The organism is Bacteroides fragilis NCTC 9343, assembly GCF_000025985.1.
Taxonomy (GTDB): Bacteria; Bacteroidota; Bacteroidia; order Bacteroidales; family Bacteroidaceae; genus Bacteroides; species Bacteroides fragilis.
This window is the reverse complement of sequence record NC_003228.3, coordinates 4490497-4516219: the sequence shown is the minus strand read 5'-3', so window position 1 is coordinate 4516219 and position 25723 is coordinate 4490497. Positions and strand designations below refer to the sequence as shown.

19 protein-coding genes are annotated in these 25723 nt (G+C 42.0%); 18 read left to right on the top strand and 1 reads right to left on the bottom strand.

The annotated features are described in order from the left end of the window. The first annotated feature begins 11 nt into the window (after nt 1-11). From BF9343_RS24025 to BF9343_RS18430, 13 genes are all read left to right on the top strand, one after another. Entirely contained in the window at nt 12-1268 is a 1257-nt protein-coding gene (locus tag BF9343_RS24025; protein ID WP_032557533.1) for a PDZ domain-containing protein, read from the top strand. Between the two features lie 30 nt (nt 1269-1298). Next, nucleotides 1299-2618 carry a radical SAM/SPASM domain-containing protein gene (locus BF9343_RS18485; protein WP_010993585.1) on the top strand — a complete coding sequence of 440 codons (1320 nt, stop codon included), beginning with the start codon at nt 1299-1301 and terminating at the stop codon, nt 2616-2618. Between the two features lie 3 nt (nt 2619-2621). After that, nucleotides 2622-3869, top strand: coding sequence for a radical SAM peptide maturase (locus BF9343_RS18480; RefSeq protein ID WP_010993584.1), 1248 nt, complete (start codon nt 2622-2624; stop codon nt 3867-3869). A 13-nt stretch (nt 3870-3882) separates the two neighbouring features. Beyond that, nucleotides 3883-5124 (top strand): TIGR04150 pseudo-rSAM protein, encoded by a 1242-nt coding sequence (locus BF9343_RS18475; RefSeq protein ID WP_011203565.1) that lies wholly within the window; start codon nt 3883-3885, stop codon nt 5122-5124. A 13-nt stretch (nt 5125-5137) separates the two neighbouring features. Continuing rightward, nucleotides 5138-5809, top strand: coding sequence for an acylneuraminate cytidylyltransferase family protein (locus BF9343_RS18470; RefSeq protein ID WP_005799099.1), 672 nt, complete (start codon nt 5138-5140; stop codon nt 5807-5809). 11 nt (nt 5810-5820) lie between these two features. Further along, nucleotides 5821-8295 (top strand): glycosyltransferase family protein, encoded by a 2475-nt coding sequence (locus BF9343_RS18465; protein ID WP_010993582.1) that lies wholly within the window; start codon nt 5821-5823, stop codon nt 8293-8295. A 49-nt stretch (nt 8296-8344) separates the two neighbouring features. Next, a complete protein-coding gene (locus BF9343_RS18460) occupies nt 8345-9235 on the top strand; it encodes a glycosyltransferase family 10 domain-containing protein (RefSeq protein ID WP_010993581.1) in 891 nt (296 codons plus the stop codon). After that, entirely contained in the window at nt 9232-10227 is a 996-nt protein-coding gene (locus tag BF9343_RS18455) for a glycosyltransferase (RefSeq protein WP_005804212.1), read from the top strand. Before BF9343_RS18460 ends, BF9343_RS18455 begins: the two co-directional genes overlap by 4 nt. Nucleotides 10228-10294: 67 nt before the next feature. After that, on the top strand, nt 10295-10960 hold the full coding sequence (locus BF9343_RS18450; protein WP_010993580.1) for a sulfotransferase family 2 domain-containing protein: 666 nt from the start codon (nt 10295-10297) through the stop codon (nt 10958-10960). Nucleotides 10961-10972: 12 nt separating this feature from the next. Then, nucleotides 10973-11572: a hypothetical protein gene (locus tag BF9343_RS18445; protein ID WP_010993579.1), complete on the top strand. Its 600-nt coding sequence runs from the start codon at nt 10973-10975 to the stop codon at nt 11570-11572. Nucleotides 11573-11607: 35 nt separating this feature from the next. After that, nucleotides 11608-13818, top strand: coding sequence for a peptidase domain-containing ABC transporter (locus tag BF9343_RS18440; RefSeq protein WP_005791796.1), 2211 nt, complete (start codon nt 11608-11610; stop codon nt 13816-13818). A 2-nt stretch (nt 13819-13820) separates the two neighbouring features. Beyond that, the gene (locus tag BF9343_RS18435; protein ID WP_010993578.1) at nt 13821-15140 is read left to right on the top strand and encodes an HlyD family secretion protein; all 1320 of its coding nucleotides are present in this window, start codon (nt 13821-13823) and stop codon (nt 15138-15140) included. Nucleotides 15141-15309: 169 nt separating this feature from the next. Then, a complete protein-coding gene (locus BF9343_RS18430; protein ID WP_005791792.1) occupies nt 15310-16497 on the top strand; it encodes an OmpA family protein in 1188 nt (395 codons plus the stop codon). Between the two features lie 106 nt (nt 16498-16603). On the opposite strand, the gene trpS is transcribed toward BF9343_RS18430, so the two are convergent. Then, nucleotides 16604-17695, bottom strand: a complete 1092-nt coding sequence (gene trpS, locus BF9343_RS18425; protein WP_005791788.1) for a tryptophan--tRNA ligase — start codon at nt 17693-17695, stop codon at nt 16604-16606. A 323-nt stretch (nt 17696-18018) separates the two neighbouring features. On the opposite strand from trpS, the gene carB reads away from it, so the two are divergent. The 5 genes from carB to BF9343_RS18400 all read left to right on the top strand — a co-directional run bounded on the left by carB (nt 18019) and on the right by BF9343_RS18400 (nt 25696). Then, nucleotides 18019-21240, top strand: a complete 3222-nt coding sequence (gene carB / locus BF9343_RS18420) for a carbamoyl-phosphate synthase (glutamine-hydrolyzing) large subunit (protein ID WP_005799108.1) — start codon at nt 18019-18021, stop codon at nt 21238-21240. 199 nt (nt 21241-21439) lie between these two features. Next, a complete protein-coding gene (locus tag BF9343_RS18415; RefSeq protein ID WP_005791781.1) occupies nt 21440-21868 on the top strand; it encodes a bactofilin family protein in 429 nt (142 codons plus the stop codon). A 215-nt stretch (nt 21869-22083) separates the two neighbouring features. Beyond that, nucleotides 22084-23028, top strand: a complete 945-nt coding sequence (locus BF9343_RS18410) for a Tsr15 family tyrosine-type DNA invertase (RefSeq protein WP_005799110.1) — start codon at nt 22084-22086, stop codon at nt 23026-23028. Between the two features lie 393 nt (nt 23029-23421). Then, the gene (locus BF9343_RS18405) at nt 23422-24675 is read left to right on the top strand and encodes a FimB/Mfa2 family fimbrial subunit (RefSeq protein ID WP_010993576.1); all 1254 of its coding nucleotides are present in this window, start codon (nt 23422-23424) and stop codon (nt 24673-24675) included. A 109-nt stretch (nt 24676-24784) separates the two neighbouring features. Continuing rightward, nucleotides 24785-25696 (top strand): FimB/Mfa2 family fimbrial subunit, encoded by a 912-nt coding sequence (locus BF9343_RS18400; protein ID WP_005782402.1) that lies wholly within the window; start codon nt 24785-24787, stop codon nt 25694-25696. Nucleotides 25697-25723 lie beyond the last annotated feature (27 nt).

The following is a 25723-nucleotide window of genomic DNA, read 5'->3' as shown; positions in this document are numbered from 1 at the left end:
AATTAAAGAATATGAAGTTAATTATAGGCAATGGGCTGATAAAGTGTATTGTTTTTCTTTTTTTGCAAGCTACTGTTTTAGGTAGTTGTACGAAAATATCCAAAGGGAATAAAAGAGATGCAAGAACTTACTTTACAATTGATTCTTTAGATAGAAAGATAGTGCTTCCCGTGTTATTTAATGATAGCATTGTTTCAAATTTGGCATTTGATAGTGGGGCTTCTTTGGGAGCTTTTATTGTTGACTCTACTTTTTGTTCAGCTCACTCTTCTATCTTATCGAATTTGTCTCCTGACACTATTGCTCCATATGGGTGTGCATGGTCTGTATTACGTATGCCCGCATCTATGTATACAATTGTTCCGACTATAAAAGTAGGGAATTCCAATTTGATATATGATAAAATGTTAGTTTATAATTGGAGAGATTACATGGGAGGTACTCAATCAGATGGTTTGTTTAATATTCCACAAAATGATACTGTTAATATATGGGAGTTTAACTTTGAACATAATTATATGGTTATCCATTCATTTCAAGATTTTATTATGCCTAAGAATTGTATTCTGATTCCTTTTGTAAGAGGAAATGATAAAAGCTCACTTTTTTATGTTAATCTGCCTTTAAATATTAGATGTGCTGATGGAGACACACTGATGCTTACTCATACTTATCTTGTAGATACAGGTATGCCACAAGACATAGCTCTGATGGCTCAAGCTTCTGAATTGTCCTTTTTTTCTAAGAAAAAGAATGCCGTTTGGACGCAGGCACCATCTGGATATTATAGTCATCATAATGTAAATGTTACTTTGTTTAGTGGCATACAACTTGATTCTTTGCGGATTTATATATTTGATCAACCTAATCAAGTACCTTGTGATTATCTTATTGGTCTGAATTTTCTTAAAAGATTTAATGTTTTTTTCGACATGAAATCACAAAGATTAGGTTTGCAGCCAATAAAGAATTACGAACGAGTGGTCAACCCTCGGAAGAAACGATTCCACATGTCATCCCGTATGAATAGCCATGGAAAAATTATTATTACTAAAATTGCCGATTATGAAGGTAATTATGTTAAAGAATCTGGCTTGTTAGAAGGTGATGAAATTATTGCTATAAATGAAATTCCTATTAAAATGATCTCTTTGGAAGAGGATGCGGAGCTAAGCCGGCAAGACACATTGATATACGATATTGTCCGTCAAGGTAAATCTTATAAGATACCGGTGGTTATTGATAAAAAAGAGGTTCAAGGTGATTGAATGAAATAATAATATTAGATAGGTAATGATATGAATGATAAAGCTAGTAGATACAATATTGAAATAGAATACTATAATGGAATCCTGCTCTATAATTCGCTTACTAACAGGATACTACCAATTAGTCTTAAGGATTATTCTATAATTGAGACTTTGATGGAACATTTGCCTACATTTCGACAGAAATTTCCTGAATTGTATTCTGCTTTTCAGAGGTCAGGATTTATTATAAGTCCAGATTTTGATGAGTTGGCGTATTTGAAATTACAAAATAAGCGGTGTATATTTATGAATCGGGATTATCATCTTACAATAAATCCGACTTTAGATTGTAATTTAAAGTGCTGGTATTGTTCTGTTGCATATGCTGGGGCAAAATATGATAGAGAACGAATGAGCGATGAAATAGTTGATAATTTGATTAAGCACATTAATTTATTAGTGACACAAAAAAAAGCAAATTCAATTTTATTGGATTGGTTTGGTGGAGAGCCCCTAATGTATTTTGATGAAGTAATCAAAAAGATATCAGATTCAGTATTCCCAATTTTATTACAGAATAATGTGAAATTTAGGCAACAAATTACTACTAATGCTACTTTATTGAGTGAAGATAGAATTCGATATATGAAGGACATGAACTTTGATTTCTTTCAGATATCTATTGATGGTAATGAGTGCCGCCAGAACCTGATTAAACGTTATTCTGATAAACATGGTACTTATAGAGATGTGGTTGACAATATTAATTTGCTTTCTGAGGTAATTCCAGATGTTTCAATTTGTTTGCGTGTAAATTATGATAAACAAACTTTGAAGAATATAAAAGATATAATAAATGATTTTACGGAAAAAAGTATAAAGTGCATTACTGTAGATTTTCAGAGAGTGTGGCAGATTTCATGTACAGAAGAAATGCGAAAGTTATTAGAGAAGGCAAAAGTTGAATTTGAGAAGGCTGGTTTTCGTTCGCGTTTTTGGGCATATAGGCCATTTAGATATAAGTGTTGTTATGCGGATAGTATCAATCATTATGTTGTCAATTACGATGGTAGAATTTTTAAATGTACAGCACGTGATTATGGGGAAGAACTAACTCTTGGCCATTTGTTAAAATCTGGAGAGATTGATTGGAACGATGGAATATTGAGTAAGATGTTTGTAAAGGCTACATTTGAGAATGAACGTTGTGAAAATTGTCGAGTTTTACCTTTGTGTATGGGACCATGTATACAAAAAAATTACGATGCACTTATAAATTGTAAACAGCTTACTTGTGTATATGATAACGTTGAATACAGTTTGTCTTCTTTTGTGATAGAAATGGCAAAACAAAGAAATTTAATATAATCGATGAAAAAAAAATATATTACAGTTGATGATATTAAGTATCAATTAGCTAACCTGCGTCAGCTGACTTTTGAAGTGACAGATGCTTGTAATCTGTGTTGTAAGTATTGTGCGTATGGTGAATTTTATAATGATTATGATAAGCGTGAAAATAGCACAATTAGTTTGTCCGCTTCTTTGAAATTAATTGATTATTTAGTTGATTTATGGGGTTCAGAATATAATACGTCAGCTAAACGTAACGTATATATCAGTTTCTATGGGGGAGAACCTTTATTAAATATGCCATTTATTGAATCGGTGGTGACGTATATTGAAAAACTGCATTGCCAATATCGCAATTTTACTTTTTCAATGACAACGAATGCTTTGTTGCTTGAACGTCATATGGATTTTTTGGTGGCACATGATTTCAATTTGCTTATCAGTTTGGATGGTGATGAATATGGCACTTCCTATAGAGTGAATAAGGTGGGTGATCCTGCATATCCCAATATTATCAGAAATATAGATGTTTTACGAAATAAATACCCTGAGTTCTTTGAAAGAAAAGTAAATTTTAATGCTGTATTACATAATCGTAATTCGGTTACTTCTATTTATCACTTCTTTAAAACTCGTTACAATAAAGTACCCAGTATTGGAGAGTTGAATAATATGGGGATTCGACCGGATAAGGTAGAACTTTTCCAAAAAACGTATCGTAATTCACAAGAAAGTTTACACCAAGCAGAGAATTATGAAAAAATAGAGCAGGATATGTTTCTAAAATCAGCTACTTATCAGACTCTTACCAATTTTCTCCATCAGTATAGTGGGTTTGTTTTTCGAAGTTATGTTGATTTGCAATATGGTAAACCTAAAAAAACAATTCCTACCGGTACTTGTATCCCTTTTGGTAAAAGAATGTTTGTCACTGTTACTGGTAAGATTTTACCTTGCGAACGCATAGGACAACAATTTGCATTGGGAAAGGTAACGGCAGATAGCGGTGTTGAACTTGATTTAGAAGCAATTGCAGATAAGTATAATACTTATTATGCTAAAATGGAAAATCAATGTAGTAAATGTTACAAAGCAGAATCTTGTATACAATGTATTTTCAATCTTAATAACTTGGATACTTGTCCTGTTTGCTATGGATTTACTAGTAAACAAGCTTTTGAAATCTATAAAGCAAAACAAATAGATTTTCTAAGAAAGCATCCGGAAGAATATTATCGAATTATGGAAAATGTGATGGTTGAATAAAATAGGGTATAATATGTTTCAAGTAGATAAGAATTATTGGCTGGTAATTGCGCCTTATGTATATTGTTGTATAAAGGGTAAGAAGGCTCTATTATATAATACTAAGAATTGGGAGTATTTAGAGGTGGAAAATGAGAATGTAATAGGGCTATTACGACAGTTACATAAAAGAGATAATCTTGGTGCGGTGTTTTGTGAAGGGAAAATGTTGACAGAGCTATGTTACTCAAATTTTATATCTGATTTTGTGTTAAAGGAAATGGGAGGTGTTATAGATGTGGCATCTTTTCCCGATAAACCGATACAAATGATGCCTATTCTTAATTTACAATGTGATGTGGATAAATTACAGCAAATAGAAGATAGGGGTATAGGAGAAGATATTTTGTTTAATTTGTTAGAAATAAATGTTTTTCTTTATAATGTTTGTGATCATCATTGTTTATATTGCAGTAAATATTCACAGCAAAATTTGTGCTGTCGCGTAGCAGAAACAGAGACGTCTCAAGTTCTTGATATCTCTGCTTTGAAGTCTATTATAGCACAAATTCGATATGGAGTGGTAGGTCGGTTGAATTTATTTGGTGGAAATATTTGGAAGTATCCTAATTATAATGATATTCCTTTTTTATTATCAGGTTTTAAAGGTCAAATTCATATTTGGAGTCATTATGCTGATTTTGTGGGTAATAAAATCTTAGATTCAGATTTTTTTTATGATGTGATTGTTCCTTTTCCCATGGAAGAAGAATTACTGCGAAATTGTATCTTTTTATTAGGAGATTTACAAATAAAGATTCATTTTTATGTTACGCAAATAGATGAATATGCTAAGGCGGAGGAGATTGTACATAAATATGCTATTAATGACTATTCAATACATTCGACCTATGTAGGATGTAATTTGGATTATTTTGAAAAATATGTTTATATGGATAAAGGGGATATCCTGCAATCTCAATACTCAATGAGCCAAATTTTTGCTCATCAAAAAATGAATTCACATTTTTTCGGTTCGTTATCAATCTCTGTTAATGGAGACGTATATGCTAATTTGAATAGTTTAGTTTTGGGAAATATCTATAAAGATAGTTTGATTGATATTGTTAACAAAGAAATGCTTGATAATACAGCATGGCGGAAAATACGAAATGATTATCCTTGTTGTGACTGCATTTACCAATGGCTGTGTCCTTCGCCCTCTAATTATGAATTGGCTATTGGAAAACCGAACCTCTGTCATGTGAAACCATAAATGATAATAGCTTATGAATCGTACTTTCTGTTTTGTTCCGGTTCGCAAAGGGAGTAGAGGTATTCCCGGTAAGAACCTGCGTCTGCTGGGGGATAAACCTCTGGTATGTTGGATTATCGATACCATCCTTGCTTCCGGCATAGCGGACGAGGTATGTGTAGCGACCAATTGTGATGAAATGGAGAGTCTGATACGAGGCCGTTACAAAGGAGTTGTACAGATATTCAGGCGCAGTGAGTGGAGTGCAAGGGATGAGGCTTCCAGCCTGGAAGTTGTACAGGAATATCTTAATTATCGTAAGCCGGACCGGAATGATGATTTTATTTTGTTACAGGCTACTTCTCCTTTTACGACTGCACAAGAACTAAGGGGGCTTGTAGAAGAGATGAAAAGGGGGGAGGCGGATTCCTATGTTGCCTGTTGCCGTTTGAAGAAGTTTCGTTGGAGTGATGAGGGGAGACCTTTGGACTATTCATTCGAAACTAAACCTCGCCGACAGGAGTACAAAGGTTTTCTGATAGAGTCGGGAGCTTTCTATGCTTCTACGGTGGGAAGAATACTGGACTCCGGGCAGCTTCTTTCGGGAGTTGTGAAGGTGGTGGAGGTTGGTCCTGCAGGGATGATAGATGTCGATGAAGAAGCGGACTGGAGACTGGCTGAACATTATATTGAAACCGGGCTTTAATAAAAAAAGATATGGATAGACGGGACTATTATGTGGAGTATTATGAGGTGCTGGATAGGGTGCTGTCTGACTACGTGAATCAGTTGCGGGAAAAGAGGGAACATTGGCTGAAAATGGGGGGGCATGATGTGGGCGTGCCTTTGATCAATTTACTATTCTGGCAGTTCACATGGCATAGAGAGGAGTACGACCGGTTACGTAAAGAAGGAAAGAGCTGTGGGGAAGCATTGGGTAGCGTAAAGGAGATACTGGCCGATAAGCAGGTGGAAGAATGGGAGCGACAGGAAGAGGAATACAAAATCTACGACCATGAATGGTATGAGGCACTGGCACCTTATGGCGGGCAGTTGGTGATCTATATTTATAATGCCCGTCAATTGGTTTATCTGACTCCGTTGATTGAACGTCTGGAAGAACCGGTGTTGCTCTTGTCGGAATATGAGATTCCGGATGAAACGGAGTTGCCGGACTTTGTAACGGCCATTACTCTTGAATTTACCAAAACAGTTCCATTGGTTAATCCATTTCTGAAAGAGTGGTTTCCCTTGATTTTTCAATATGCGAATACATTTGATATATTGATGAGGATCTTGCAACCTAAAGGATTGATTTTTCTGGAAGGCTGCCATTACCAGCAGTTATTGCTTGCCACCATAGGGCGTGATTATGGAATACCGACCTTGTGTATCCAGCAGGGATGGCCGTCATTGATGCACACTGCTTTCAGGAGGATGCCTTACCGGTACTATCTGATGTGGGGGGAAGGCTTCCGGACTTTGTGGGAGAAGCATAATCCGTTGCCGGACTTTGTCCCGACGGGTTATATGTATCAGGTGGAACCACGTAATGAAACGAAAAAGGAGTGTGTTACTTTTTTCTTGCAGGGACCTTTTTTTCTGAGTGACAAAAGGTATCTTCAAGAGATGATCCGCCTGATAGGGACGGTTGCCGCGGAATTTCCCGCCCGGCGGTTTCTGGTGCGTGAACATCCTGAGTTCAGGATAGGTGAGGAGGTACGCATGGAATGGGAGCAGATTCCCAATATAGAAATGGTAACGGATGGAAAGCTGGCAGAGGTATTTGCCCGCACACGGGTAGGGGTGGCACACTATTCTTCTTCTTTGATGGAGGGAGTGGCACACGGTGCTGTCCCGTTGGTGTACGATCCGACTGAGGGATCGCGGTATTCTCCGGATGTGGAAGCCGAGGGGTTGGGGATGATAGCGAAAACGAAAGAGGAGTTGACCGGCGGTTTGTCCCGGATATTGGGGAATTATGAAGATTTTAAACAGAGGATAGAGAAGGAACAACCTCTGTGGTTTCAGGCAACAGGAGAAGAAACTCTCCGAAATATGGTAGGGTTTATTAAAGAAAAAATGCCTCCTGTTACGTTGAAGGAGATTTATGTGGTTGATACGGATACGTTGACACGCGAACGGCCCGTCGGGGTATCGGGGTTATTGCGCTGTAAGAATTGTGAGGATTTTTTAGAGATGTGCATTGATTCGTGTATCGATGGATTGGATGAGTTGATAGCTGTCTATCATGATTGTACGGATCGTACGCCGGAGATTCTCAGGCAGAAGGCGGCACAATATCCGGATAAAATCAGGGTCTTTGAGTATCAGCCGTCTGTATATCCGATCGATCTGGATGAGGAGGAGTTGGAGAAGGCAAAGCTGTTGCCGCCGGACTCTATCCATACGCTGGCAGGCTATTGCAACTATGCATTGTCGAAAGCAAGCTATCGGTACGCAGTGAAGATCGATGCCGATCAGGTTTATTTTACGGATCGGCTGAAACATATCTGTGATGCTTACCGTTCTGATAAAAAAGTGCGGTTCAACGTGGCAGAATGTATCTCTTACAACCTGTATCGGGCTTATGTGGACTCTTTCAACCGTATAGAGATGCGACCGTTCAGGTGGCTGGAACGAATTGCGTTGTGGACACATGCGTCGTATGCTTCTTATCTGGAGAAGATGATCATCCGGTATAAAGTGCCTGTCTCGATGTCGGGCATTAACTTGTTCCGGAAAGACCGGGAGTGGATGGTAGGGTTGGGGCAGGAACATCCGGAGCCTGATAGCAAAGAGATACTCCCTCCGTTTAATGGCGTGCGTGATACTTTCTTTTTTGAGGTGTCTGAGGACCGGATATTCAGGTATATGACGGAAACGAAGCTGGATGGCCGTCATCGGGGGGTGGAGGTGATGCGTTGTCCGAATGAAATATTGGATGTCGGCTTTTGTTGGTTTCATTTGCGTGCCCTGATGAAGGAGCATGAAGAGGGCTATCGGCAGTCTTACCGGAAACATCCGGAGAGGTTTATACCTTTAGGGACCTTTGTGAAGCTGTCGTATAGAAATTTACAACAGAGATATAAACCTTTTGTTGCCGTACGTTGGGCGGAACCGGTATTCGCTTATTTCTTCATGACGGGTAAAGGGAGGATTCCGTGGAAAAAGTTGAAAGAGATAGAATGAATAGTGGCAGATAAATGTGTTTCGCAGCTTGATAAAAGATAGATGGTAGATGGATATATTGATTCTTTTTTATAATACGATGTGGGGATTTCCACTCGAGTTCCGAAAGGAAGATTTACCTGGGGGCTGTGTGATAACGACTGATCGAAACCTCATTGCAAAGGCGGATGCCGTGGTTTTCCATTTGCCCGATTTGCCTTCGGTGATGGAGGATGAAATCGATAAGCGGGAAGGACAGCTTTGGGTGGGATGGAGTCTGGAATGTGAAGAGAATTATAGTTGGACGAAGGATCCCGAGTTCAGAGAGAGTTTTGACTTATGGATGGGGTATCATCAGGAGGATGATATTGTGTATCCTTATTATGGACCGGATTATGGGAAGATGCTGGTTACGGCACGGAGGGAAAAGCCTTATAAGAAGAAGGCATGTATGTTTATTTCGAGTGATATGAACCGGAGTCACCGACAAGAGTATCTTAAGGAATTGATGCAGTATACCGACATCGATTCGTATGGGAAACTATACCGTAATTGTGAATTACCTGTTGAGGATCGGGGACGGGATACACTTCTTAGTGTGATCGGGGATTATCAGTTTGTGATAAGTTTTGAGAATGCGATAGGGAAGGATTATGTGACAGAAAAGTTTTTCAATCCTTTGTTGGCCGGTACTGTTCCGGTCTATCTGGGAGCTCCCAATATTCGGGAATTTGCTCCGGGAGAAAATTGTTTTCTGGATATTTGTACTTTCGATTCTCCCGAGGGAGTAGCCGCTTTTATGAATCAATGCTATGATGACGAGGCATTGTATGAACGTTTTTATGCATGGAGGAAACGGCCTTTATTATTGTCGTTTACAAATAAGTTAGAGCAAGTCCGGAGCAATCCGTTAATCAGGCTTTGCCAAAAAATACACGAACTAAAATTGGGAGGGATATGAAAGAGGTAAAAAGACCGGTAGTTTCGGTGGTGGTTCCGGTCTATAATACGGAACCTTTTCTGGCGGAATGTCTGCACTCTTTAGAGAAGCAGACTTTAACGGATATTGAGATCATTTTGGTGAACGACGGATCGACGGATAATTCCGGGAGGTTGCTGCGGGAGTATGCGGGTAAGGATGCTCGTTTCGTTTATGTGGAACAGGAGAATCAAGGGCTCTCTGCTGCACGAAATACCGGAATGGAACATGCTTCCGGGCATTATCTGGCATTTCTGGACAGTGATGACTGGCTGGCAGAGAATGCTTTGCAGGTGTTATGTGCTATTGCAGCGAAGACCCGTACTGATATTGTTTCGGGAAACACACTGGCGGTGCATGCCGATGGACAGGTGCAAAGTTGGGAAAGAAGGGGCAGAGAGTTGTTTGCGACAGGCACCGTAGTGTCCGGTAGTACATATTTTTCAAGAGTGATGGATTGCAGGTGTTATGTCCCCATGGTATACAATTATTTATATAGGAGGGATTTTATTGAACAGAATGGATTTCGCTTTGAACCGGGGTTGGTTCATGAAGATGAATTATGGACTCCTCAGGTGCTGACAACCGCTCAAAAAATAACGGTTGCCGATATTGATTTTTATTATTACCGGCAACGGGAAGGATCGATTATGACGGCGACGGCAGCGGGCAGGCGGATTGCTTCCATTCAATTGATTATTGAGAAGTTACTGGAATATAGCCGTAAGCACTTGTTTGAGAAAAAATATAGAGAGGCAAAGGAAGCACTCTATGTAAGGCTGTTGCAGATATATTCTACTGCCTGTACATTGCATCCGGACGGAACTTATACAACTTTGTACGATAGGGCGGGAGAGATGCTTCGTGTTTGTGAGGAACTCAGGCGGCAAGAGTCTCTTGGTAGATGGTATAGTGAGGAAATCCTCAACAGGATGAAACTGTATTATGACCGGCTCCAAACGATGGAAGGATGAGGGGGGATGGCAGGGAGCTGAACAACTTCATTTTATGTATATTAGACCTTGAAAATCATAGTATGTCATGAAAGATATTGCAATGCTAAACAAACCACCATTAGACTTCTTCGGATGCAACTTTTGTCTTGTAGAGAAGCATCGTATGGCTTTTGTCCTTATTTCGAAATGTGGACTTACTTTTTTGGAAAACATAGCTATTTATGCGTCAGCAGGTATGATTCCTGATACCGAAGATCAGACTCATTTTTATATCGCCCGGGTAAAACCAGAACGTTTTTTGGTACCGGTTTCTGAGATGTCTGGTTATGAAAGGGAGCATAAATCGTATTTGAAGGTAGCGGTTTGGAGGGATCCGGTAGAAAGGCTGGTTTCTGCTTATAAATATTTTATACTTGAACGTACCTTCAATCAATACATGTACATGTGTAATCTGTATCAGGATTGTTCTTTTGAACGCTTTCTTTCGTTCGTTGAGTTTGAATTGGGGAAGGCAAATCCGTTGTGGCAGGATGAACATATACGCAGGCAATCTGATTTTTATACTTCTGCTGATGTGGACTGTATTGTACCTCTCAGCAAGTTGAACCGTTTTTTAGCCGAAAGGGGAGTGGATATGCCGGAAGAAAAGGCAAATGCCACATCTGTCCGGTTTGAACTGAAGGATGAAAAACAGATAGCAAAGATAAAAGAACTATATCGTCTTGATTATGAAATACCTGTTGGTTGTTAAAAAAAGAATAAGATGGATGCATATATAGAACAAATAGCAAAATCGCTTTACTTCTCTTGCAAACAATTTGATATAGGGCTATTTTATGGAAAGATGGGACGTTGCCTTTTCTTTTTTGATTATTCACGTGTCACTGAATTGAGGGCGTTTGAGGAACTGGCCGGAGAATTGCTGGATGAAGTGATGGAGAGTGTCTGCTTAGGGATGCCGGTCGGTCGGTCTTTCGGATGGTGTGGTATAGGTTGGGGGGTGGAATATCTGGTCCGGAAGGGATTTGTGGAAGATGATGATAATGAAGAGCGCAATAAGATTGATGAGAAAGTGATGGAGTATGATGTCAGGCGCTTGGGCGATTACTCTTTAGCTACAGGATTGGAAGGAATTTCATGGTATGTATTGCTTAGACTCTCTTCGGGAGATAAAGGTGTAAGGATAGGGGCAAAAAACTATCTGTCTGATTTGAAAAGTGCTTGTGAGAAAGCTTTAAAAAAAGGGCGGTATGAGGGGATACTTCTGTTACTGGATTTTCTGAATGGGAAAAGGGCAAATTATCCTTTCGGGGAGTTTTTTTCACAAATTCCGGGAGAAGCGCATTATATTCCGGATATGTGATGTATTTTTGTTACGTAGACTAATATTATGAATCAATGAAATTAAATTCTTTTCCTCATTACCTCCAGTTGGATGCTATGGATTGCGGTCCTTCCTGTCTTCGCATGATTGCGAAGTATTATGGTAAGAGCTACTCCCTGCAAACTCTCCGTGCACGCTCTTTTATTACCCGCGAAGGAGTTTCCATGCTGGGCATCAGCGATGCGGCGGAATCGATCGGTTTCCGTACTTCGGGGGTGCGCATCTCTTTGGAGCAACTGAAGAAGGATGTACCGTTGCCTTGCATTCTGCATTGGAACCAGAATCACTTCGTGGTCTGTTATGATATAAAGAAGAAACGTAGCGGCTACCGTTTCTATATCGCCGACCCCGCCCGTCAGTTGATTTCGTACAGTGAGGAGGAGTTTAAGAAATGCTGGTTGTCTACTAAGGTGAATGGAGAGGAGAAAGGGGCTGCACTTGCGCTTGAACCGGGTCCGGAATTCCAAGGGCAGGGCGACGAAGAAGAATCCGGCAGTCGCAGTCTTCGTTTCTTTCTTAAATATTTGTCTCCTTATCGTAAACAACTGATTCAACTGATTCTGGGAATGCTGACAGCGAGCTTGTTGCAGCTTATTTTCCCTTTTCTGACACAGTCATTGGTGGATGTGGGTATTCGCGACGGTAACCTGAACTTTATCACTCTGATCCTGATTTCACAACTGGTGATTTCCGTTTCACAACTTTCGGTCGAGTTTATCCGTAGCTGGATTATGCTTCACATGAATACGCGTATCAATATTTCGTTGATCTCTGACTTCCTGGCGAAGTTGATGAAGCTTCCGCTCCATTATTTCGATACGAAGATGATCGGTGACATTATGCAACGTATAGGCGATCACGGACGTATCGAGAGTTTTCTGACGGGATCGTCCATCAGTACGCTTTTCTCTTTTGTGAACTTCTTTATCTTTGCTTTTGTGCTGGCTTATTACAATCTGGGTATTCTTGCTATCTTTCTGGTGGGCAATTCACTCTATATCTGCTGGATTCTTGTGTTTATGAAGTACCGGCGCGAATTGGATATCCGCCGTTTTGCCCAGGCGGCGGGCGAACAGAGTAGTTTGATACAGTTGGTGACTGCCATGCAGGAGATCAAACTGAACAACTGTGAAAAACAAAAACGCTGGCAGTGGGAACGTATTCAGGTGAAACTTTTCAAGATCAGCGTAAAAGGTCTGGCACTGGGACAGGTACAACAGGTGGGTTCTGTCTTTTTTAATCAGACTACGAATATTGTCATCTCTTTTATTGCTGCTAAATCGGTTGTGGAGGGAAATATGACGTTGGGTATGATGATGTCACTGACGTATATTATCGGTCAGTTAAGCGGTCCGATCGGTTCTTTTATCGGTTTTGCACAGCAGTTGCAGGATGCGAAGATCAGTCTGGAGCGCCTGAACGAGATTCATGGACAGAAGGATGAAGAGCAGGATATTGCCTCTAAGCTGACGGTTCTTCCGGAACGGCGTGATATACGTATCGAGAATCTCTCGTTCAGTTATGACGGTGCGGATCGTGACTATGTGCTGAATGATGTGAACCTGAACATACCCGAACACAAGGTGACGGCGATTGTGGGTGCGAGCGGTAGCGGCAAGACTACGCTGATCAAGCTGATGCTTGGCTTTTATACTCCGAATAAGGGGGATATCAAGATAGGTGAGACCCCTCTGGATGTGGTAAATCCGCACCTTTGGCGTGCGAAGAGCGGTTCGGTGATGCAGGATGGCTTTATTTTTTCTGATACGATTGCAAATAATATTGCCGTGGGGGAGGAACAGGTGGATGTGGAGCGCCTTCGCCATGCGGTGACAGTGGCCAACATTCGTGACTTCATCGATTCTCTTCCTTTGGGGTATAATACGAAGATCGGCATGGAGGGAAACGGCATCAGCCAGGGACAGCGTCAACGCCTGCTGATAGCCCGCGCTGTTTATAAAAATCCTGAGTTCCTGTTTTTCGATGAGGCGACGAATGCATTGGATGCCAACAATGAACGCGAGATTATGGAGCATCTGCACACGTTCTATCGTGGTAAGACGGTTGTGGTAGTGGCACACCGTTTGAGTACGGTTCGTGATGCGGATAAGATCGTGGTGCTGGATAGGGGTGCTGTAGCCGAAGAGGGAACCCACAGGGAACTGACGGAAAAGAAAGGATTGTATTATCAGTTGGTGAAGAATCAGTTGGAATTAGGAAGTTAGATATGGAAAAGGAGCACACACATAAAGAGATCGAGCTTCGTAGCGAAGAGGTGCAGGAAGTGATGAATCGTGTTCCGGCATGGATTCTTCGCAGTGGCATTACGGTGCTGTTTGTCATAGTGGTGGCATTGGTTGCCGGAAGCTATTGGTTTAAATATCCGGATGTGATTGCTGCGGAGGTGACGGTAAGCACACAAGATCCTCCGGCTTACGTAGTGGCCCGAGCAGCCGGAAGACTGGAGAATCTGTATGTACAAAACGGTCAGGAGGTGGAACCCGACACGAATCTGGGGACAATAGAGAATACAGCTTGTGCGTCGGATGTATTCTCCTTGCAAGAGCGGATGCGGAAGTGGAAACAGGAAGGATATACGCCTGAGTCGGGTAAAGGGCTTTTTCTACATTCGGAAACAGATCGCTGGCGGCTGGGAGAGATACAGTCGGCCTATGCGGCGTTTGTGAGTACTCTCTCCGAAATGGTGCGTATGAATGAATTGGGGTATTATGCAAAGAAGTTACAGTCGCAGAGGGAACTTTTGGAGACTCAGAAGAAATATTATGGTCAGGTTCGGAGCCAGTATTTTCTGATAGAGAAAGAGTATGCCCTGGCTCATGCTTCGTATACGCGAGATTCAATTCTCTATCATCGCCAGGCGATGATTATTACGGAGTTTGAACAGTCTGGGAGTCGCTACCTGCAAAGTCTTCAGTCAAGGGAGTCGGCCCGCATGCAGTTAACTCAGGTGGATATGCAGATAGAACAATCGGAAGAGACATTGCTCGATCTGGAGAAACAGGCGTTTGAGGAGAAGCAGACACAGGCCGTGAATCTGAGAAATGCTACGGATCAGTTGCAGAGTCAGCTCACCGCCTGGGAGCAGCGTTATCTGCTTCGAAGTCCGGTTGGGGGAAAGGTTACTTTCCTGAATGTATGGAGTGTGAATCAGTACGTGGAATCGGGGGCTACAGTGTTTGTGGTTGCTCCCGAAGAAGAATCTTTGCCTGTGGGGACGGCGTTGCTGCCTTTGCAGGGGTCGGGTAAAGTGAAAGCCGGACAGCGGGTAAATCTGCGTTTGAACAACTATCCGGATCAGGAGTTCGGCTATGTAAAGGGGAAGGTGAAAAGTGTATCGCCCCTGCCGACGGCGGAAGGCATGTATGTGGTCGATATTGCCTTACCGGACGGACTGACAACCAATTATGGGAAGACCTTGCCGTTGACTCGTGAGATGAAGGGAAGTGCGGAAATTATCACGGATGATCTTCGCCTGCTGGAAAGATTGATTATGCCGTTACGAAAAATTTTCATGGAACAAAAATAGGTCAAACTAGCTTTAGGACCATATATAATAAGGTGTATCCCCCGAACTTTGTAGAAAATGCCTCGGAAATTTCTATTTATCCAAAACCTTTTAGTTTCGTTGGTGTTATTTAAATAGTTTCAATAATAAATAGGAAGATTTGTAATAACCACTTTAACTATTAAGGTATATGAAAAAGATTCTAATGCTGCTGGCCTTAGCCGGCGTTACATCTGTTGCTTCTGCGCAGCAGACTACAATTACGGGATACGAAGTTATCCAGGTACAAGACAAATATCAAGTGATCACTAACCCTTTCTGGGATAATTGGTTTTTCTCTATCGGCGGAGGTGCTGAAGCACTGTTCGGCGATAATGACCATGTCGGGAAATTCAGGGACCGTATCAGTCCGACATTGAATGTGGCTGTCGGTAAATGGTTTACTCCGGGATTGGGGTTGCGATTGCAGTACAGTGGCTTACAGGGACGTGGCTTTGCCGGTTCGGAAACAGCTGATTTTGTGAAGAGTGGTAAACTGGCTAATGGGTATTATAAACAGAAATTCAACTATATGAATCTTCACGGGGACGTGATGTTCAACTTGAATGCACTGTTTGGCGGATACAACTCTCACCGTGTATATGAAATTATCCCTTATTTGGGAGCCGGTTTTACTCATTCATATTCGAAACCTCATCGTGAGGCGTTTGCTATGAACGCAGGTATTATCAACCGTTTCCGCGTTTCGAGTGCGGTAGATATCAATATCGAAATCGGTGGTATGCTGGCCGAAGATAAGTTTGACGGAGAAATTGGCGGAAAACATGGATATGACGGTGTTGCCAGCCTGACTGCCGGTTTGACTTATCGTTTCCCGGCTCGCGGATTTGCCCGTCCGATGCCACAGATTATTTCTGAAATCGAACTGGCTAATATGCGTCGTCAGATGAATGACATGGCTGCTGCTAACCAGTCACTGCAACAGCAGTTGGTTGACGCACAGAATCAGCCGGTGGCAGAAGTTGCCGAACAGGTAGTCGTTACGGATGCTAACATTGCTCCGCGTACCGTATTCTTCACAATCGGATCTTCTGAACTGTCACCACGTGAAGAGATGAACTTGTCTTATCTTGCTGCCAAGATGAAAGAATTCCCGGATACACAATATACCGTATACGGATATGCTGACTCAGCAACCGGTACTCCTGCATTCAATAAGGAGTTGAGCCAGAAACGTGCTCAGGCTGTTGTCAATGCATTGGTTAAGAAATACGGAGTAGATTCCAGCCGCTTGAAGGTTGATGCCGGTGGTGGTGTGGATAAATTCGGTAAACCTATTTACCTAAACCGAGTTGTATTAGTAGAGTCTGTTAAATAAGTTCGGACTTGACTTTCTTTAAAAGAAATCGCCCTGTTATCGATCCGGTAACAGGGCGTTCTTTTTTTATAGATAAGTAATCTGGGCTTACTTATGTATCTAACTTCTATTTGTTGAATCGCTTCACTTGTTCGTTGATCAGTTCGGCATCATCGAAGTAGTTTATCTTCATGGCTTTGCGAACATCCGACAAGGTATCGGCAGCGGCAGCTCTTGCTACTTCACAGCCTTTTCTCAGCATTTCATAGATGGCGGGAATATCTTTTTCGAATTCTTTCCGACGGTTGCGGATAGGCTCCAACTCTTCTTGCATAATGGAGTTGAGGAAACGTTTTACCTTTACATCACCCAAACCGCCACGCTGATAGTGGGCTTTCAACTCGTTCAGATTCGGATAGTCGGGCAGGTAACGTTCGAAGTGTTCGGGACGGCAGAATGCATCCAGGTATGTAAATACGGTGTTACCCTCGATTTTACCCGGATCTTGCACGCGCAGATGATCGGGGTCGGTGAACATGCTCATCACTTTCTTTTGGATTTCATCAGCTTCTTCGGCCAGATAAATGCAGTTGCCTAACGATTTACTCATCTTGGCTTTTCCATCGGTACCGGGCAGGCGCAGGCAGGCTGCATTATCCGGTAAAAGGATCTCCGGTTCTACCAGGGTTTCTCCATAGATATAATTGAAACGGCGGACAATCTCTCTGGCTTGCTCGATCATGGGCTCCTGGTCTTCACCAACCGGTACGGTTGTGGCACGGAAGGCAGTGATGTCGGCAGCCTGACTGATGGGGTAAGTGAAGAAACCTACCGGAATACTGGTTTCAAAGTTACGCATCTGGATTTCTGTTTTCACAGTGGGATTACGTTGCAGGCGCGATACGGTGACGAGATCCATATAATAGAAAGTCAGTTCGCACAGTTCCGGAATCTGGGACTGGATGAAGATGGTTGATTTTTCCGGGTCGAGTCCGCAAGCCAGATAATCGAGAGCTACTTCAATTACGTTCTGACGTACTTTTTCGGGGTTGTCGATATTATCGGTCAGTGCCTGTGCATCGGCAATGAAGATGAAAGTTTTGTCAAACGAGCCGGAGTTTTGCAGTTCGACTCTCCGTTTCAGCGAGCCTACGTAGTGTCCGATGTGGAGCTTTCCGGTAGGACGGTCGCCTGTTAATATGATTTTTTCTTTTCCCATTACTTTTGTTTTTAATCGAAGGGCAAAGATAGTCAGAATCGGCAGAAGTAACAAATAAAACGAATATTCTTACCAGATTCCTTTGTAATTATAGAAATAAGTCGTTACTTTGCACAAACTTTGAAACAACAATGAATCAACAGGAAATCAGAAGTAAGTATTATCTCCATTCGAGTGTATTTCACCCGGAATCGGTCTACTTCTTCTCTTTTCTCCAAAAACGATATTTAGTTCTTTGGTAATGCGTTAGTCCTTTATTGAGGGCAACGCATTTTTTTTATGCGGACACTTAGAAATAACAACTTATAATGACAATAAAAGAAATGGAAAAGGAAATGAAAAAAGTTCTTGTTTTGGGTTCAGGCGCACTCAAAATCGGACAAGCCGGAGAGTTTGATTATTCCGGTTCACAGGCATTGAAGGCCTTGAAAGAAGAAGGTATCAATTCGGTATTGGTTAACCCGAATATCGCAACCATTCAGACTTCCGAGGGAATTGCTGATAAGGTGTATTTCCTGCCCGTGACTACTTATTTCGTAGAAGAGATTATTAAGAAAGAACGCCCCGACGGTATTCTGCTCGCATTCGGTGGACAGACTGCCCTGAATTGTGGTGCGGAACTTTATACAAAGGGGATTCTGGATAAATATGGCGTGAAAGTATTAGGTACTTCGGTTGAGGCTATTATGTATACGGAAGACCGTGACTTGTTTGTGAAGAAACTCGATGAAATCGAGATGAAAACTCCGATCAGCCAGGCGGTGGAGAGCATGGAAGATGCTATCGCTGCTGCGCGACGCATTGGCTATCCGGTGATGGTTCGTTCGGCTTATGCATTGGGAGGACTCGGCAGCGGTATTTGTGCCAATGAAGAAGAGTTCCTGAAACTGGCCGAAAGTTCGTTTGCTTTCTCTAAACAGATTTTGGTAGAAGAGTCGCTGAAGGGCTGGAAAGAGATTGAGTTTGAGGTGATCCGCGATGCGAACGATCACTGCTTTACAGTGGCAAGCATGGAGAATTTTGATCCGCTGGGCATTCATACCGGTGAATCGATCGTAGTAGCTCCGACTTGTTCATTGGACGACAAAGAGTTGAAAATGTTGCAGGAACTGTCAACCAAATGTATCCGTCACCTGGGTATTGTCGGTGAGTGTAACATTCAGTATGCGTTCAATTCGGATACGGATGATTATCGTGTGATCGAGGTGAATGCACGTTTGAGCCGTTCGTCGGCATTGGCTTCGAAGGCTACCGGTTATCCGTTGGCATTCGTGGCTGCAAAAGTGGCATTGGGTTACACACTCGACCAGATCGGTGAGATGGGAACTCCGAATTCCGCTTATGTGGCTCCACAGCTTGATTATTATATTTGCAAGATTCCTCGTTGGGACCTGACCAAGTTTGCCGGTGTATCCCGTGAGATCGGATCGAGCATGAAGTCGGTAGGTGAGATTATGTCAATCGGACGTTCGTTTGAAGAGATTATCCAGAAAGGGCTCCGTATGATCGGACAAGGCATGCATGGGTTTGTCGGTAACGATGACGTACACTTTGAGGATCTGGACAAGGAACTTTCTCACCCGACAGATCTGCGTATCTTCGCATTGGCTCAGGCTATGGAGGAAGGTTATACCATAGAGCGTATTCACGAACTGACAAAGATCGATCCGTGGTTCTTGGGTAAACTTAAAAATATTGTTGACTATAAGGCTAAGCTGTCTGCCTATGATAAAGTAGAGGATATCCCGGCCGATGTGTTGCGTGAGGCTAAAGTTCTGGGCTTCTCCGACTTCCAGATTGCACGATTTGTGCTGAATCCGGTGGGAAATATGGAGAAAGAGAATCTGATGGTACGTGCACGCCGTAAAGAACTGGGTATTCTTCCGGCAGTGAAACGCATTAATACAATCGCTTCCGAACATCCTGAATTGACAAACTATCTGTATATGACTTATGCGGTTCAGGGCTATGATGTGAACTATTATAAGAATGAAAAATCAGTAGTTGTTCTGGGTTCAGGCGCTTATCGTATAGGTAGTTCGGTTGAGTTCGACTGGTGTTCGGTAAATGCTGTGCAGACTGCCCGTAAGCTGGGATATAAATCGATTATGATTAATTATAACCCCGAAACGGTGTCTACTGACTATGATATGTGTGACCGTCTGTACTTTGATGAACTTTCGTTCGAACGTGTACTCGATGTCATTGACCTGGAGCAACCTCGCGGTGTGATTGTATCTGTAGGCGGACAAATTCCGAATAACCTGGCTATGAAACTCTATCGTCAGTCTGTTCCGGTATTGGGTACTTCTCCTATTTCTATCGACCGCGCCGAGAATCGTAATAAGTTCTCTGCAATGCTCGATCAACTGGGGATAGACCAACCGGCATGGCAGGAGCTGACCAGTCTGGAAGATGTGAAGGGATTTGTGGAGAAAGTAGGTTATCCGGTGCTGGTTCGCCCGTCTTATGTGTTGTCGGGTGCTGCAATGAACGTTTGCTATGACGACGAAGAATTGGAGAACTTCTTGAAGATGGCTGCTGAGGTATCCAAAGAGTATCCGGTGGTTGTTTCTCAATTCCTTGAGAATACCAAGGAAATCGAGTTTGATGCAGTAGCTCAGAACGGAGAAGTAGTAGAATATGCCATCTCTGAACATATTGAATTTGCCGGTGTGCACTCCGGTGATGCTACTTTGGTATTCCCTGCACAGAAAATCTATTTTGCAACAGCACGCCGTATTAAGAAAATCAGTCGTCAGATTGCAAAAGAGCTCAATATTTCGGGTCCGTTTAATATTCAGTTCCTGGCTCGTAACAACGAAGTCAAAGTGATTGAATGTAACTTGCGTGCTTCACGTAGTTTCCCGTTTGTTTCGAAGGTGTTGAAACGCAACTTTATCGAAACAGCTACCCGCATTATGCTTGATGCCCCATACAGTCGTCCTGATAAGTCCGCATTTGACATTGATTGGATCGGAGTAAAAGCGTCTCAGTTCTCCTTCTCGCGTCTGCATAAGGCCGATCCGGTTCTGGGCGTAGATATGTCGTCTACCGGTGAAGTGGGTTGTATCGGTGATGATTTTTCGGAAGCATTGCTGAATGCGATGATCGCTACAGGCTTTAAGATTCCAGGAAAGGGAGTTATGTTCTCTTCAGGTGCAATGAAGTCGAAAGTCGATTTGTTGGAGGCAAGCCGCATGTTGTTCAACCAAGGGTATAAGATTTATGCAACAGCCGGTACTGCTGCTTTCCTGAATGCACATGGGGTAGATACTACTCCGGTTTACTGGCCGGATGAGAAACCGGGAGCTGAGAATAATGTGATGAAGATGATTGCCGATCATAAATTTGATTTGATCGTAAACATTCCGAAGAATCATTCGAAGCGTGAATTGACAAATGGTTACCGTATCCGTCGCGGTGCGATAGATCACAATATTCCGTTGATCACTAATGCTCGTCTGGCAAGTGCGTTTATCGAGGCATTCTGCGATCTGAAACTGGAAGATATTCAGATAAAGAGCTGGCAGGAATATAAATAATTCTGTTTGCAACAATTAAATAATAGGAGAGAGGGGAGAAACCGATAAACGGTTTTTCCCCTTTTTTATGATTATATACGATCATTTTCCCGTCTTTTTTTCTGCCTGTCTTATAATTAACTTATATTTGTAATCTACTTAATATTTGGTATCAGAAGAATGTTCGTCCTTTTTTTATTTACATAATTCAGATTTTAATATGTTTGGAAAAAAGAAGAATGAAGATTATTCTGTAAAGACTGTGAAAGTCGGTGTTGATAAACTGACTACAATAGCATTGGGAACAATGGTGAAAGGAACAATCACGGTAGAAGGGGATTTACGTTTAGATGGAATAATAGAGGGAAATGTTTCCTGTAGAGGGAAAGTGGTGATTGGTCCTCAAGGAAGGATCAAAGGAAATGTGACGTGCACCGGTGCTGTGTTACACGGGATGTTACAGGGAGATATTCAGGTGGCAGAAGATTTGATAATGAAATCGGGATGTACAATGAATGGTGATGTTTATACATGTAAACTTGAAATAGAATCGAAAGCCAGGTTTAATGGTACTTGTAATACTACTGAGAAAGATACACTTGTGACAAGTCAGGTTGTGAAGCCTGAGACTGTGGATACTGAGAAATGATTGAAGCGGTGTCTTGAGAAGAGCCGGTTCGGTCTATTCCAATTGTGGTTAAAAGTTTTTCGAAGGCTGCAAAGTTATCTAAAAAAAAGAGATAATCATGCAGTTGGTTTGTTATGGCACTACGCTTTTTGCGATTTGTTGAAATATCAGTCCGATATATGAAATGATAAGCAAAAGCATGCGATAATTTAATTTGTAATCTAAACAGACTTAAAATGAAAAAAGAACTTTTGACTCGATTTATGGAGAAGCGAATAGTCGAACTGAAAAAAGAACAACGCAATGGTACTGCCCATGTATATCAGAGTACTTTGAATCGACTGAAAAATTTTATGAATGGACGTGAAATCACCTTTAGCCAACTGACTCCGGAATGGCTGGCTTTGTTTGAGCAGAAACTATTGGCTGACCAGCTTAAGTGGAATACCATTTCTACTTACATGCGTATGTTGAGATCTGTATATAATCAGGCTTTGGAACGGGGCGTGGCAACTTACGTGCCACGTCTTTTCAATAAAGTACATACCGGTATTGATTGCCCGGTGAAAAGAGCTGTTTCGCCGGAAGTTATATGCAGACTGATGACAGACCGAAAACCGTTGCCTGGAAAATTGGCTTTCAGCCGTGATCTGTTTGTGCTTTTGTTCCTGCTTCGAGGGATGCCGTTTGTGGATCTTGCTTTCTTGCGCAGGTGTGATTTGCAGGGAAATGTGATCACGTATCACCGGCGCAAGACCAGTCGTAAACTGACTGTGGTGGTGGGTAAGGAAGCCATGGAAATTATACAGAAATATATGTATGCAATTCCGGACTCACCTTATCTTTTCCCTATTATACAGAATCCCGGTAAAGATGAATATGGACAATATGCCCGAATGTTACGCCTTCAGAACTATCGGTTGACACAAGTGGCAAACATATTGGGAATCAGAGACCGACTCAGTACTTATACCGCCCGTCATACCTGGGCGACAACGGCCCTCCGGCAGAATTATAATTCAAGCTTGATTTGTGACGCTATGGGACATTCTTCGGTTAAAGTAACCGAAACCTATTTTCAACCCTACAGAGACGATGAGGTAAACCGGATGAATAGCTCTCTTATTACATATATTTTATCGAAGAAGAAAAGGGGGACAGATAAAAAAATAAGAAGCTAATAGCTTGATTGCTAATTGAAAAAATATCCGTTACTTCGTAGGTAACGGGAGATGATATCGGCGGCAAATTTAAATATATTTTTTGAATTACGCATAATAAAACAATTATTTTTGCAATAGATATTAAATAGCTGAACATTTTTAGCGGGTTGTCTTTCGGAAAAGGCAACAAAAGATATTTCCATTTTTCAGGTTGAAAGATGGGAAAGGATTTTATTGTCTTTTTTAAGACCGTAAAGATTCATTTTAGTAAAAACAACTCCTTTAAAGACACTTCTTTATCTCGGAATTTGTGTAATCCCGTTACCTACGAAGTAACGGGCAGGCCAAATGGATCAGAAACTAACATTCTGTCTGAATCAACTATTAAGTAGAAACTAAAGTGAATTGTTTATGAGAAAAAAATCTATGTTTTTATGGTCTTTGCTTGCTGCAATGACTATGAGTGCTTGTTCGGAGCACAATGAACTGCCTTCAGGAGAAGTTCCCGGAGGGAACTCGAAGGCTAACTTTATAGTCAAGTTGAACTTTGAAGGAACAAGTATGGAACAGGGCGGTAAGACGAGAGCCGCACAATCTACTGCAGTACCGGAAACTTCGTGGAGTAATATCCACCAGGTACAGATTTTGCTATATGACGCAAGCAATATCGTGCGGTTTTCCGATGTAGTTACTCCAACAGCTGGGAATACAACCTTTACTTATACAGATGTACCTGCTGGAACTTATACAATGGTAGCCATAGCAAATGCGAAAAGTTCAGCGGATGCTATCAATACCTATTTGGATGGAGGCACGACTCCTGTAGAGTGGGGGATGTGGAACGTACGTCAGAAACAGGTACAGAACATGGTGATGAAGTATAAAACGGGTACATTCCCTGCTTTTTGTTCTGCTGCCTTGGCTGGCAATACAGCCTATACGGAACCGGCCGAAATCTTTATGGGAGCTGTTTCGAATGTGGTTATTTCTTCGGATGCGACTGCAACTCCATCTCCGATTGCTTTGAAGCGTGAAGTTTCTTTGATGCGTGTCCGTCTGAACGTAAAGGATAAAGAAGGAAATACGAATAATGAGAATACTGCCAAAGGAGTTGATTTTACACAAGACGCTTCTATTATGATTTATCGCTTGCCGGACTATCTGAAAGTGATGGCAGGGAATGACGGAGGAGTAAGTGCTACCTCGACTGCTACTAATATATTGTCTATCTCGGATGGTGAAGTCTTTAAAACGGCTGAGCCCGGAGCCGGTTATAATCCAGGAGGAACGATTTTGAACGGAAACTTCACGATGTGGAGAGATGTGGTTGTATTCCCCAATAACGGTGGACGCGTTAATGATTCTGCAACTACCGGTACGGCTGACAGACAGCGTCAGTATTTTATAGTGGTATCAGGACGTGGTAAAGCCGGACATATTTTGGGAGATGGTACTGCACTTCCTAGTGATGCTACTGTTTATTGGTCCGGAGTGGTTAAAGAGAATTTTGTGCCGAACGTGATTCGTGAAGTAAACCTGACTTTACGTACCGGCGGAAGCACGACTGTGCCTGTAACTCCTACGGAATATGGTGGCCTGACAATTACTGTAGGAGCTCCTACACCTTGGGATAGCAATATTGTAAATTCAGATATTATAATGTAAAAACTTTCTTTTACTCCCCTCGGAATTATGGTCCGGGAGCAGAGAATAAGCAGAAATGCTTGCTGCTCCCGAGGACCTCGGAGGTGATTAATGAAATAAACTATAGAACATGAGAAAAAACAGACTTCTCATAGTATTATTTACTGGTGTAGCAGTCTTACTTTCGCTTGCGTCGTGTACATATGATTATTTTGAAGATGAAACGAATTATCAGGTTTTTGTACCCGAAGTTCTGAACAAGACTGTCAGTGATTGTCGAGTGCTGGTCTATAACGATGCCGGAACATTGGTCGGTGCACGTTATGCAACCTCTCCATGGGATAAAGATCCGCGCATGGAGGCGGGCTTGTTTAGTTTTAGGTTAACTCCCGGCGAATATAAAGTATACTGTTATACCAATACGGACAGTCTTACGTTTGTGGACGGGCAACATCTGGATGCTTCTGCTTTTATTCTGAAAAGCAGCTCTACCGGACCGAACAGATATGTACAGCCTTCGGATATATTATTCCAGAAGTTCGTACCCGCAATTGTACATCCGGGCATTTTACAGACCGATACCGCAGCACTGGAACGCTATACCGGACGTATAACGGTTCGGTTTAAGAAATTTCCCGGTGATGTATCGCATATAAAGAAGGTACAATTGCTTGCGGAAGGAGCACCTGTAATGCAATACCTCAAAAATGATACTCTGACCGGCCGATTGACTCCCGAGGACAAAATGTTTCATTTCGGAACATTACCCGTACAGGAGAAAGCCGATGTATTAGAGGTAGATCATCGTTTTATTCCTTCTGTGGAGAATGAACCGATGAGGTTGAATTATACATTTCTCGATGAAAATGGAGCAGTTGTCAACCATCTGCCCGTGGAAGTTACGGAAAGGGAGACAGGACTGCCGTTACGGTTATTGCATGGTAAACGTATAATTATTGAGATCGAATCTTATACCGTTATTAAGATATCGGTTGTAGGATGGAACGAAGATATCGAGAGTGGAGATACGGACATGGAATGATACATATATACATATAAAAGAGAATTA